The organism is Nostoc sp. C117 (genome assembly GCF_043099735.1).
Classification (GTDB): Bacteria; Cyanobacteriota; Cyanobacteriia; order Cyanobacteriales; family Nostocaceae; genus Nostoc.
This window is the reverse complement of sequence record NZ_CP170991.1, coordinates 69,774-81,682: the sequence shown is the minus strand read 5'-3', so window position 1 is coordinate 81,682 and position 11,909 is coordinate 69,774. Positions and strand designations below refer to the sequence as shown.

11 protein-coding genes and 1 pseudogene are annotated in these 11,909 nt (G+C 39.9%); 6 read left to right on the top strand and 6 right to left on the bottom strand.

What is annotated here, in order from left to right; all coding sequences use genetic code 11:
- The first annotated feature begins 145 nt into the window (after positions 1 to 145).
- The 3 genes and pseudogenes from cobM to ACFG4S_RS02130 all read left to right on the top strand — a co-directional run bounded on the left by cobM (position 146) and on the right by ACFG4S_RS02130 (position 4,274).
- Positions 146 to 937 (top strand): precorrin-4 C(11)-methyltransferase, encoded by a 792-nt coding sequence (gene cobM, locus ACFG4S_RS02140; protein ID WP_392536150.1) that lies wholly within the window; start codon positions 146 to 148, stop codon positions 935 to 937.
- A gap of 273 nt (positions 938 to 1,210) precedes the next feature.
- The gene (locus tag ACFG4S_RS02135) at positions 1,211 to 2,683 is read left to right on the top strand and encodes a TldD/PmbA family protein (protein ID WP_392536149.1); all 1,473 of its coding nucleotides are present in this window, start codon (positions 1,211 to 1,213) and stop codon (positions 2,681 to 2,683) included.
- Between the two features lie 251 nt (positions 2,684 to 2,934).
- Positions 2,935 to 4,274, top strand: a pseudogene (locus tag ACFG4S_RS02130) (TldD/PmbA family protein).
- Between the two features lie 53 nt (positions 4,275 to 4,327).
- Here ACFG4S_RS02130 and ACFG4S_RS02125 read toward each other — a convergent pair.
- Together ACFG4S_RS02125 and ACFG4S_RS02120 are read right to left on the bottom strand one after the other, a co-directional pair.
- A complete protein-coding gene (locus ACFG4S_RS02125) occupies positions 4,328 to 4,768 on the bottom strand; it encodes a pentapeptide repeat-containing protein (protein ID WP_392533248.1) in 441 nt (146 codons plus the stop codon).
- Between the two features lie 319 nt (positions 4,769 to 5,087).
- Positions 5,088 to 5,801, bottom strand: coding sequence for a hypothetical protein (locus ACFG4S_RS02120; RefSeq protein ID WP_392533247.1), 714 nt, complete (start codon positions 5,799 to 5,801; stop codon positions 5,088 to 5,090).
- A 376-nt stretch (positions 5,802 to 6,177) separates the two neighbouring features.
- Here ACFG4S_RS02120 and ACFG4S_RS02115 point away from each other — a divergent pair, with 376 nt between their 5' ends.
- Positions 6,178 to 6,375: a hypothetical protein gene (locus ACFG4S_RS02115; RefSeq protein ID WP_392533246.1), complete on the top strand. Its 198-nt coding sequence runs from the start codon at positions 6,178 to 6,180 to the stop codon at positions 6,373 to 6,375.
- Positions 6,376 to 6,428: 53 nt separating this feature from the next.
- Here ACFG4S_RS02115 and ACFG4S_RS02110 read toward each other — a convergent pair whose 3' ends face one another.
- From ACFG4S_RS02110 to ACFG4S_RS02100, 3 genes are read right to left on the bottom strand one after another with little or no spacing between them, the layout of a single operon-like run.
- On the bottom strand, positions 6,429 to 6,626 hold the full coding sequence (locus ACFG4S_RS02110; RefSeq protein WP_094341389.1) for a DUF6887 family protein: 198 nt from the start codon (positions 6,624 to 6,626) through the stop codon (positions 6,429 to 6,431).
- Positions 6,623 to 6,805 (bottom strand): DUF6888 family protein, encoded by a 183-nt coding sequence (locus ACFG4S_RS02105; RefSeq protein WP_392533245.1) that lies wholly within the window; start codon positions 6,803 to 6,805, stop codon positions 6,623 to 6,625. Before ACFG4S_RS02105 ends, ACFG4S_RS02110 begins: the two co-directional genes overlap by 4 nt.
- Positions 6,805 to 6,990, bottom strand: a complete 186-nt coding sequence (locus tag ACFG4S_RS02100) for a ribbon-helix-helix domain-containing protein (protein WP_392533244.1) — start codon at positions 6,988 to 6,990, stop codon at positions 6,805 to 6,807. Before ACFG4S_RS02100 ends, ACFG4S_RS02105 begins: the two co-directional genes overlap by 1 nt.
- Before the next feature lie 305 nt (positions 6,991 to 7,295).
- Here ACFG4S_RS02100 and ACFG4S_RS02095 point away from each other — a divergent pair, with 305 nt between their 5' ends.
- The gene (locus ACFG4S_RS02095) at positions 7,296 to 10,502 is read left to right on the top strand and encodes a glycoside hydrolase family 15 protein (RefSeq protein WP_392533243.1); all 3,207 of its coding nucleotides are present in this window, start codon (positions 7,296 to 7,298) and stop codon (positions 10,500 to 10,502) included.
- An 83-nt stretch (positions 10,503 to 10,585) separates the two neighbouring features.
- Here the strand turns inward: ACFG4S_RS02095 and ACFG4S_RS02090 are convergent, their stop codons facing one another.
- Complete coding sequence (locus ACFG4S_RS02090) at positions 10,586 to 10,903, bottom strand: YkvA family protein (RefSeq protein ID WP_392533242.1); 318 nt, start codon at positions 10,901 to 10,903, stop codon at positions 10,586 to 10,588.
- Positions 10,904 to 11,174: 271 nt separating this feature from the next.
- Between ACFG4S_RS02090 and ACFG4S_RS02085 the strand changes: the two genes are divergently transcribed.
- Positions 11,175 to 11,903 (top strand): MotA/TolQ/ExbB proton channel family protein, encoded by a 729-nt coding sequence (locus ACFG4S_RS02085; protein ID WP_392533241.1) that lies wholly within the window; start codon positions 11,175 to 11,177, stop codon positions 11,901 to 11,903.
- Positions 11,904 to 11,909 lie beyond the last annotated feature (6 nt).

Below are 11,909 nucleotides of genomic sequence, written 5' to 3'. Positions count from 1 at the left end.
GTATTCTCTAGGGCTTAACCAGGGTGCATCTACCATTACTCTCTACTAGGGAAAGAGGGTGAATCCGGAAAGATACTGAGAAAATACCAAAAAAGTTTTTTGAGGAATTGCCGTGTGTTCTTTTAAAGGTGAATATACAGAAAATCTGACTGATAAAAAAACACTATATCCAATAGAACCATCTGTGTACATTGTGGGGGCAGGCCCTGGAGATCCTGATTTATTAACAGTTAAGGCGCAGAAACTACTGGCTGTTGCTGATGTGATTTTATTTGCTGATTCTTTAATACCCGAAGAGATTTTAGAACTTTGCCGAAAAGATGCGGAGATTGTTAAAACAGCAAATCAGACTTTAGAAGAGATTTTGGCCATTATGATCGATAGGGTGCGATCGCAACATAAATCTTTAGTACGTCTCCATTCTGGCGATCCCAGCCTTTACAGCGCCATCCACGAGCAAATGCACCTCCTCGCAGAGGCAAATATCCCTTTTGAAGTTATACCTGGGATCAGTGCTTTTCAAGCCGCTGCTGCCAAACTGAAAGTAGAATTGACTGTCCCTGGTTTAGTCCAAACGATTATTTTGACACGCATCAGCGGACGTACAGAAGTCCCACCAACTGAAGAATTAGCAACTCTGGCAGCACATCAGGCTAGCCTTTGTCTATACTTAAGTGCGCGTCATGTGGAAAATGCTCAAGCCAAATTACTCGAACATTACTCAGGCGAAACCCCAGTAGCGATTTGCTTTCGCATTGGATGGCCTGATGAAAAAATTAGGGTTGTCCCCCTGAATCAAATGGCAGACTGTACCGATCAAGAAAAACTAATTCGCACTACACTTTATATCATCAGTCCAGCACTTTCTGGCGCAACAGGGCGATCGCGTTTATATCATCCTGAACATAGTCATCTATTTCGTTCGTCTCATCACTGAAGATTTAAAAACCTCTCCCTACCTTGAACTAAAGTTCAAGTCTGTCCCTCTCCGACTCGGAGAGGGACAGGTTTTGCGTAGTAAAACCAGGGAGAGGTCTTTTGGGCAGACATGACAAATCCGTCAAACTTGCCCGAACGCGCACTTCTAGCAAACCTAACAAGCTACTTTTTCCAGAATGGGTCAAGATGGCAGTTGAGTAAATTTGCTAGAGTGAACACACCAGGATTTTTCAGTCAAATCTCTGAATTCCGCCAGCAGACGAGGCTACCCATGCTTACAACTACGCTACTTCTCTCGAATCAACTTCCCACCTTACAATATTCTTCCACACCAGAGCGTTTCGATGAAACCTGGGAAGCCCCTCTGGCTACCCTCCTGGGACTAGGACGCGCCGCTGGTGCTGACTTCATCGAATTATTTTTAGAGCGTCGTAATTATATCAGTTCTCTTGCAGAAGACGACGCCATCACTAGTATTTCACCGAGTTTGTCTACAGGCGCCGGAGTTAGAGTATTTCGCGGCAAAGCTGACTGCTACGTTAGCACTAATGACCTTTCTTTTTCTGGTTTGAAAGCAGCCTTAGAAAAAGGTCTTTCTATCTTGGGATTGCAATTACCTGCACCTAGTTCTTTCATCCCAGAAATCAACCTGGAATTACTGAGAGATTACGCCACTAAAAGAGGCAAAGATGCATGGCTACCACTATGTAGCTCTATCCGAGAAATGGGAGAAGTGCTTCTTGATGGGACTGCCCAGTTAAAGCAAAAAGCTAGCCACGTGCAATCCCGTCGCGCTAGCTACTTTCGGGATTGGCAAGAAGTCTTAATCGCTTCCAGTGACGGTACTTTTGCCCGTGATATTCGCCTCACCCAGTCAGTAGGATTTAACCTATTATGTGCTGATGGTGCTAATCGTACCTCAATTGGCGATCGCGCTGGTAACACTAGCGATGCTAACTTCTTAAGAACTTGGGATTATCAACAAGCCGCCGAAAAAATCGCCGAATCTGCCGGAAAAATGCTCTATGCAGATTATGTAGAATCAGGAACTTACCCCATCATTATGGCCAATCACTTTGGTGGGGTCATTTTCCACGAAGCTTGCGGACACCTGCTAGAAACCACTCAAATTGAACGTAATACCTCACCCTTTGCTGATAAAAAAGGCGAAAAAATTGCCCACGAAAGTTTAACAGCTTGGGATGAAGGGCGATCGGAAAATGCCTTCGGGACAATTGACATGGATGACGAAGGTATGCCAGCTCAAAGAACCCTCTTAATTGAAAAAGGCATTCTCAAAAACTTCTTAGCAGATAGAACAGGTTCCGCACGCACCGGACACCCCAGAACTGGAAGTGGACGTCGCCAAAACTATACTTTTGCTGCTGCTAGCCGGATGCGTAATACTTATATTGATTCTGGCGATTACACCATTGAAGATTTATTTGCCTCTGTTGATAAAGGCATTTACTGTAAAAAAATGGGTGGCGGTAGCGTTGGTGCTACAGGTCAATTTAACTTTGGTGTCGATGAAGCTTATTTGATTGAAAATGGCAAAATTACCAAACCTCTAAAGGGAGCAATTTTAATCGGTGAAGCCAAGGAAATTATGAATAAAATTTCCATGTGTTCCCAAGATTTAGAACTTGCACCAGGTTTTTGTGGTTCCGTCAGTGGCAGTATTTACACCACAGTCGGACAACCACACATTAAGGTTGATTCAATTACCGTCGGTGGGCGATAAAAATTTTGGATTTTAGATTTTGGATTTTGGATTGTGAATGTGCAGGATGCTGCGTCAAAAAAACACTACGACAAAAATATTAAGTCATAAGCTAAACCACATCTAGTTTGCATAATATTAAATTGTATATTTATTGTGGGGTGGGCGTCTCGCCCGCCCAAGATATGCAACTTTTATGTGGAACAGTTTAATATCCAAAATCCAAAATAAAATCCAAAATAAAATCTAATATCCAAAATAAAAAATTGACTATGCCAAATATCACTGAAATTGCAAATCATGCTAAAGAAAATGCTCACAAGCTTGGCATTAAAAAATTTGACATTTATGGCTCAACAGTAGATGATACTAGCGTGCAAGTAGATCGAGGTGAGCCAAAACAAGTCAAAGCCTCAAATCGCTCTGGTGTGACTGTTCGTGTTTGGAATGAAGATAATACAATGGGTGTAACCAGCACCACAGATGTAGATCCCAAAGGATTAGAACTAGCTTTGAAAACTGCCTACGAAGCCAGTTTTTTTGGTGTTAAAGAAAATGTCCCTGATTTTAGTCCTGAAGCTACTATTCCTATCCCCAATAAACCTCAGGATAAGACACCCCAAGCACCTGTTGCTGAACTGATAGAAAAACTCTTGGTAGCTGAAAAAGAATTGCTAGCAGCGCATCCAGCAATTAAAGGAGTGCCATATAATAATTTAGCTCAAAGAGATATTGACAGGTTTTATCTCAATAGCGACGGCGCCTCAGAACTGAATCTCATTCCTTGGCATCAGTTTATCTTTACAGCAAAACTGAAGAAGAAGGAAAAAAACCTCGTAGTGGAGGCGCTTTTAGAATCAATTACAGTTTAGATAATCTAGACATTAATGGTTGTATCAAAGAAACCGCCGAGAAAACTATCAGCCACTTGAACTATGAAAAAATTCCCACTGGTAAATATCGAGTAGTTTTTTCTGCGGAAGCTTTCTTAAGTTTGTTGGGCGCTTTTTCTAACTTATTCAATGCCCAAAGTATTTTGGACAACCAAAGTTTATCTACTGCTGATGATTTAGGTAAGCAAATCGCATCTCCTTTAATTTCGGTTTATGATGATGCACTTCATCCAGCCAATATAGGCGCAGAAAGTTTTGATGGTGAAGGAACTCCAACTCGTCAGATTTCGCTGATTGAAAATGGTATTTTAAAAAACTTTCTTCACAGTGCCGGCACTGCCAAAAGATTAAATGCTCAGCCAACAGGTAATGCCAGTATTGGCGCAAAAGTCAGCGTCAGCCCAAATTTTTATCATGTTTTTACAACTGCAACTCCTGAACAGGAGTTTAGTTTAGAAACTGCTGAAAATGTCATTTTTATCGATGATTTACAAGCTCTCCATGCAGGAGTTAAATCCTTACAAGGTTCCTTTTCCTTGCCGTTTGATGGTTGGCTAGTTAACAAGGGTGTGAGGACGAGTATTGAATCAGCAACCGTTGCTGGCGACTTCTTAGAACTTTTGAAGTCAATTATTTATGTAGAAAAAGAGGCAGAATTAACACCAGGGGGAGTTTGTCCAAAAATCTGGGTTAATGAGTTGTCGATTACTGGTGAATAAAATCTAATAAGTGCAGAGTTAAATTTAACTCTGTACTTTTACTTCACTGCTCGTTAATATTCACCACCAACGCTTATAGCAGTATTAAACACATCAGCACCGGTTAAATCAATATTAGCCAAAACAGCACCATTTACATCACTATTATATAAACGGGCATTACTCAAATTAACATTGGTGAGATTAGCATTATTTAAGATAGTATCACTCACAAATGCTTCTGTGAGATTAGCAGACTTCAAATTAGCACCAGTTAAATCAGCACCTTCTAAATTAGCGCCTTCAAGATTAGCACCTTTTAAATTTGCATTCCTCAGGTCAACACCTATCAAATGAGCGCCTTTGAGGTTTGCTCCTGTTAAATTACATCCAGAACATTCTCTAGTTTCCAGCAAGCGCCGGACAGGGGCGGAGTTTTCAGCTTTGACGGGAATGGGTGCAGCTAAAGATAGCGTGGTGAGTAAGGCTGCTGCCGTCAAAAATATTGGTTTCATATTTATTTACCTCCGACACTTCTAAAAGTCATCAAGCTCTTGACTTCTATGGTTTTAGTGTCCCAAAATTCTATAGTTGTGTCCTCTTGCGAGGGGAAGAATAGATAATTTCTCAGAGATTATCTATTCTTCCCTAAGATATTCCTATGGTATTAAAATTAAGAATCTGTGAGCAATAACTTTAGGTATATAGAGATGCAAAATCTCACAAATAATTTGGGAAGCACTTAACTCCTTTACAAAGACGCAAATTTCCCCCAATTTCACCTGATTTTATTAAAAATAGCTAAATTTGAGTTTGCAAGAGAATTACCTTAAATTATTTAAAAACGTATGATTTAATTTCTTGCTCTATTTGATCGCTAATAATCTCATTTCCCATAGCGGGTTTATCTAAATTAACCCTAACAAAATTTGTCTTGTCTTTTTCTGTAAATTTTTTATCATTATCTGAATCTTTGAGAATTTTTAGAAAAATTGCATTTTGGCTGGGAACAATCACCCAATTAATTATTTGGGTATTATCTGGAGTGATTTGCTGGAGGTTCTTACCTGATACATCAGAAAGATAGCCAATAATAGCATCTTCGCCGTTTATTTTTTTATCTGCATTTGTATCTTGGTCAACTATTTTATATAACCAAACTCTTGTGGTTGGCTTATTGACTGCTTTGACTTCCAATAAATCGAAGGAGTTAATAATGGCTTTTTTATTCAATAAAAGATGAGATTCACCATCTTGCTTGCGATAAAATATGAAGTTAGACAATTTGTTATTTCTTTCGTAAGAACGTGAAGACGTTAAATTACTTTTTTCATCTTCATACTGGTCTGGGAGATTAACTGGAATCATCAGATAATCTAATTGTTCTTTGATAATTAAGTCACCATAGACAATATTTGGTTGTGCTTTAGGTTTATCAGTTGCTTTTGCCTGTTCATTTTTTCTAGTAACATTGGATTCACAGGAAAAAGAAAGGGCAGCTATGATAGTAGCTATGGTAATTTTATTTAAAAATCTATAACTTTTCATTAAGTTATCCCAGCAGGATATTTTGCTATTCTATTTTATTCCCTACTGGGAAATTCCTCAGAGTTTTAATTGAGTTTAAGAGGTGTTTGAAAAGTCGTGTTGTTGGTAGCAAAACGTTCTAGCTCCCCCTAAATACCCCTTAAAAAGGGGGACTTTAATTCTGGTTACCGTATTTTTAAGGGGTATTTAGGGGGATCAACAAAAGACCATGAACCCTCGGATATTAACTTCTTGAGATCTACTTTATAAATGGATAAATGGTCTATTAGGCAGTAAATTGCCAAAGTTTAAGATTTCCATCATGATCTCCAGATATCAAATATCTATTACTTATAGCTAATGAGCTTATTTCTGTTTCGTGTTCACCTGGAAATTCTTGCAAAACTTCTTTTTTCCATCTGCTGATGAACAAGCAAAAATTTCTTGGGATTCATCAATAGCAATCTTTGTGATAGCGTTAGCTGAATTATGCGATCGCAAAACTTTAAACAGTTTTAATGGCGATAAATATTTTTTTCTCTCATCTTCAGATAGCTTTATCCAAGGTAAGGAAGCATTGCTGTTTAGCCCATAAGAGAAAAATTCATCCTTCATAACTTTGTTTAAGCGAGTTGATAAAGGTAATTTTTAGAGATTTTCTCGTGTCCGTTTTGCTTCTATTAGTTTTTCCAGTTCACCAATTTCATCTATGGTATAAAACTTCGGGTTAGGTTCAGCGTTAATTTTATCCATTAGAGCGTGAAAAGCTTCTGTATCATTACGATTCTCTAATAAATAACGTTTTAACTCTATTTTACTCATTGCAGCAAACTTAGGCTTGGTCATTCGTCGTATCTCCATTCACCATTAGAGTTAATTACAATACCTGTTTCATCACCAGCCAAGATATAGATGTCTCCTGTTCGTTCATCTAATCTGACTATAAAGATAGGTAGTAGAAATGTTGTGAGGTTTTGACAGAGAATAAAACAAATCAGATTTTGTTTGGGTGTAGGATACCTCATTAAGGTTGACTTACTTTTTTGATTGCCGCATCACACCACATTCTGATAGCTTCTTCCATTGCCTCACTGTGCCCTATTTCTAACTCAAGAGCTAGCTGTTTGAAAATTTTAACTAAATCCTTGGGCAGATAGGCAGCACTTTGAGTGTAATCGCTATGGGTGCGTTTGTTAATTCGAGTTTCCATGATGAAAAAAGTTAATCTGCTGTTATACTAGCATACTAGCTCATATCTCCCAGATTGCACTCAATAGCACGTAATTCTGACCACACCCAAAAATCTCCCCAATTTTTCACTATTTCGCCAGTGCCACGCCGAAATAAAATCACTAAAATTAAGTACCCAGAAACCTATTAACAGGAGATAATAATAAACTTACACCACCCTCATCTGTTGTTCCATCAAGCATTACAGAGCTTGTTCTGGCTTGGTTTAAGTCATTTACTTCACAGTCACAGGGTTAAATTTTGCAAGTAGTTCTGAACCAAACCATGAAAACATCTACCAAATTGCTAGCTCGCCTGGACTATTACTACCAGCAAATTAAAACTATCATCCTGACTCGCCAAAATCCGATTACTGGTTTGCTACCTGCGAGTACAGCGATTACAGCCCACGGCGATTATACTGATGCCTGGGTGCGAGACAATGTTTATAGCATTTTGGCAGTTTGGGGTTTAGGACTTGCATACCGCAAGATTGACGACGATGAAGGACGCACCTATGAACTAGAACACAGTGTCATTAAATTGATGCGCGGGTTACTATTTGCGATGATGCGACAGGCTCATAAAGTAGAGACATTTAAACATACTCAGTCGCTACTAGATGGACTGCACGCCAAATATAATACCGCGACTGGTGACATTGTTGTTGGTGATGATGAATGGGGACATTTGCAACTTGATGCCACATCTATATTTTTGCTGATGTTGGGGCAAATGACGGCTGCGGGATTGCAAATAACTTATACCATTGATGAAGTAAATTTCGTCCAAAATTTGGTTTACTACATTGGACGAGCTTACCGCACTCCAGATTATGGCATTTGGGAACGTGGTAATAAAATTAATCGTGGTAGTGCTGAGTTAAATGCCAGTTCTGTAGGTATGGCCAAAGCTGCTTTAGAAGCTATCAATGGACTGGATTTGTTTGGTGTGCGTGGTAGTCAAGCATCGGTAATTCATGTGCTACCAGATGAAATCGCCCGCGCCCGCATTACTTTAGAATCGCTATTACCGAGAGAATCTGGTTCCAAAGAAATTGATGCGGCGCTGTTAAGTATTATTAGTTATCCTGCTTTTGCAGTGGAAGATTTGGAGTTACGCGATCGCACTTTAAACGATATTATCAATAAACTCGCAGGTAAATACGGCTGCAAACGCTTTCTGCGTGATGGACACCAAACCGTTTTAGAAGATCATCAACGTTTACATTACGAACCGTGGGAACTCAAGCAATTTGAGCATATTGAATGCGAATGGCCGTTATTTTTCACTTATTTAGTTTTAGATGGATTATTTCGCGGCGAACAAGAACAAGTTAAAAAATACCAAAATCTTTTAGAATCATTACTTATAGAACAAGATGGTTTGCGTTTACTACCAGAACTCTATTATGTTCCAGCAGAAAACATAGAAGCAGAAAAATTAGCACCCCAAACGCAACTACGTTTACCTAATGAAAATATTCCCTTGGTCTGGGCGCAAAGTCTATATTTTCTCAGTCAAATGTTGAGTGAGGGTTTACTGGCGGTTGGTGATATCGATCCTTTGGGAAGACATTTGTGCGTGGGAAAACAGCGCGAGTCATTGGTACAAATTGCTTTATTATCAGAAGATGAAGATTTACAAGCTAAACTAGAAGTTCACGGAATTGAAACACAAACACCAGCCCAAGTAGAACCAATTCAGGTGAGAAAAGCTGGAGAATTTTCAGCTATTTATACTCAAATTGGACGTAATGATAAACTTGGTTTAACTGGTCGTCCAGTCAGGCGATTGAGGAGTTTAACAACATCTAGAATTTTTCGGATTCGCGGTGAAACAATTGTATTTTTACCTTCATTTTCCGATTCTCAACAGTTTTACTTAACCCTTGATTACCATTTTCTGTTAGATCAAATTAGAAGCGAACTAGCTTACATTCAAAAATATTGGAGCGATTTAGGGCGTCCTACTCTCACTTTAATGTTAACGCACACTATGCTAGAAATCGGTTCGGAAGCATTACTAGAATTGATGCAAGAACTGAAAGATGGTGTTTGTAATGGTGTGCGAGTGAAATTAGGGCGGCTAAATCAGCTAATGCTAACAGCTGGAATCCAAAGAATTGATTTTCTCCCCAATGCAGAATTCTCGCGATCGCCAGTAAAAAATGCTAGCCCACGTTGCTATTATTTAGCTTATCATCCTGAGAAAAACTGGCGCTTAGGACATACCCAAGAATTTCAAATGGAGTATGAAACTAACTTCGGATTATTACTTTCTTATTTGCGCTCATCAGAAAATATCTATGAGCAAATTGAGTTATTACAAACTTTAATTCGCTTGCAGGGGATGGAATTTGATACCGGGTATGGTGGTCCAGGATATCCTGTCACTGTAGGCGATTTACTCGATGAAGTTTACACCAAAGCTGGAGATTTAGGCATTTGGGCAGTAGTGCGTCGGGCTGCGGGGTTACGGCAGATGGTTGATATCAGCCTATCAGATGCAGTAACGAGTATTTTGGTAAGGGGTAAGCAAATTGCTGTGGGTAAAGCTTACAGTGAAGCGTCCTTGATTACCGTACCCATGTCCCACGATGAAATTGCCGATAAAATTAATCATTTTTGTCGTGAGGATATCCGCGATCGCGTCCTCACTCAAGAAATTTTAATCTATCTTGGTATCTTAATTCGCTCAGAACCCGAATTATTCCAGGGGCTATTAACGCTGAGAGTAGGCTATCTCATCCTGTTGATAACCAGCGAACTAGCGCGGGAATTACACGTTACTCAAGATGAAGCTTACGATTACCTAATGCAACTTTCACCCTTTGAAGTGAAAATGCGCTTGCGTCAGGTATTAACTGGATATACTGGCATGAGTAACCTGTTACGCCAACAAGAATCACTGCACGTCAAACAAAAAGAAAGTGATATTGCTTGGGTAGTATTACCAGGAATCGCCGAAGGAATAGAAGTGCCGCCGGGGGGTTGGCGACGGTTTCGCCAAGCTGAAGGTGCGACGGGGCGCGTACCAAAAGAATTTTTTAAAGAAGTTTGGCTATTAATGCAGCATTGCAAAGGTCTAGTAATTGGCGATAAACTAGAGCGCCGCAATCGTTTAGATAGTGACATCATGCTGTCGGAAATGACAGCCGGGGAAAGAAATTTTGCCTTGTTAGTTGAGCATTTGCTGAATAAAATCGAAGCTCCAGAATATCGCCAAGTTAATATTGAAGCATTAATCGAATTAGCTGCGATCGCCGCCAATAATCCCAAGCTGCAAATCGAAGAATATATCGTGTTGGATGTGTTAATTGGACACGCAGTACGATTGGCGTGGTTAGAGAATCATAGTCAACGCAGCGATCGCTATGATGAAGATAAAGCGAGTGCGTGGCGATCGTTTTACAACACCTCTCCTAGAGATTGCGCTAGTTATATTTTGAAGGCTTTCCGTTTCTTGACTGAGTTTGTGAAAGATTTTTAAACTCGTGGCTATGCGTTAAAAAAATATCCCCTACTTCAGACGCCAAAAGCAGGGGTTTATTAAATTTTATTTTGTTGTTAAAACTACTTAACTGAGACAGCATCGACATCAATGGTGCTTGCAGCAGAGGTAGAACCCTCTGGAGTATTATTGGGTGCTTCGGTATTTAGATCGCCCTTACGAGCTTTCCAGCCTTCAATCACTAGGCCAGATACCTCACTAACTAGCAGGGTCAACAAGAAAACATCATCAATCTGTCCGACGATGGGGAAAACGTCTGGGATAAAATCAATTGGGCTGGCCAAATAAACTAATGTTCCTAAAATTACCCACCAACGGTACTTGGGGTTACGAAGCAAATTGCGATACCAGGTATAAACTGATTGAATTGAAAATTTCATATTTTGAACCTCTAGTTATTTTTTATTTTGACAAATTATCTTTTTAATTTCTGGTGGGAATAACCGTCCCATCTGGTCTGGAAGACGCTACCACGCTACCAATTACAAGGAGATAAGACTAACTACCAGTCAGAACTGTTTTGCCAATGCCTAATGCCCAATATAACTATGCTGAAATTTGACTCACGATTACGGTAGTTGTGCATTAATCTCTAAAATTAATAATGCTTGGGGATAGTTGCTTTAGTTATGGAGGGAGGAAGCTAAAACAGTGGATATTTTAGATTTGTTTTACAAGGGCGGGCCAGCAATGTGGCCAATGCTTGTTCTGTCGATTTTTTCTTTGAGTGTGATTTTCGAGCGTTTATGGTTCTGGTTGCGAATTTTAACTCAAGAAAAGCAAATAGTCGATCGCGTCTTAGATGCTGCCCATGATAATTGGCAAGCAGCTGCCGAAATTGCCAGAGTTGCAACCCATCAGCCTGTGGGGCGTTTTCTCTATGCCCCCTTACACTTGGGCAAAGCTGATGTGGAAACATTCCGTCTAGCACTGGAGTCCACAGCCGAAGATGAATTAGCAGGAATGCGGCGGGGCGAAAAACTTTTAGAAGCCGTGATTGCTCTGGCGCCGCTGCTAGGATTATTGGGTACAGTTTTGGGTCTAATCCACTCTTTGCGCTCAATTCGCATTGGCGATTTGGGAACTGAATCTACCGCTGGAGTGACTACTGGTATTGGTGAATCCTTAATTAGTACGGCAACAGGACTAATAGTTGCAATCATTAGTTTGGTATTTTACCGCCTATTTCAAAGTTTTGTAGTCAATCAAGTCAAAGTTTTTCGTAAGGCCGGAAATGAGTTGGAATTACTCTACCGCCAGTCCCCGCCTGACTTTAGTAATAGTACATCAGCAATTGTGCGGGAAAATTTCACTCCACCTCGCAAGCCAGGGAAAAATAGGTTTCCTGAACCTCCTCCACCCCCGAATTTACCTGAGTAATAATCA

Excerpts from the sequence above, each read along its gene's own strand:
- ACFG4S_RS02090 (WP_392533242.1), bottom strand. The coding sequence starts at position 10,903 with ATGAAATTTTCAATTCAATCAGTTTATACCTGGTATCGCAATTTGCTT.
- ACFG4S_RS02110 (WP_094341389.1), bottom strand. The coding sequence starts at position 6,626 with ATGACCAAGCCTAAGTTTGCTGCAATGAGTAAAATAGAGTTAAAACGT.
- ACFG4S_RS02125 (WP_392533248.1), bottom strand. The coding sequence starts at position 4,768 with ATGAAACCAATATTTTTGACGGCAGCAGCCTTACTCACCACGCTATCT.
- ACFG4S_RS02105 (WP_392533245.1), bottom strand. The coding sequence starts at position 6,805 with ATGAGGTATCCTACACCCAAACAAAATCTGATTTGTTTTATTCTCTGT.
- ACFG4S_RS02135 (WP_392536149.1), top strand. The coding sequence starts at position 1,211 with ATGCTTACAACTACGCTACTTCTCTCGAATCAACTTCCCACCTTACAA.
- ACFG4S_RS02120 (WP_392533247.1), bottom strand. The coding sequence starts at position 5,801 with ATGAAAAGTTATAGATTTTTAAATAAAATTACCATAGCTACTATCATA.
- ACFG4S_RS02100 (WP_392533244.1), bottom strand. The coding sequence starts at position 6,990 with ATGGAAACTCGAATTAACAAACGCACCCATAGCGATTACACTCAAAGT.
- ACFG4S_RS02095 (WP_392533243.1), top strand. The coding sequence starts at position 7,296 with ATGAAAACATCTACCAAATTGCTAGCTCGCCTGGACTATTACTACCAG.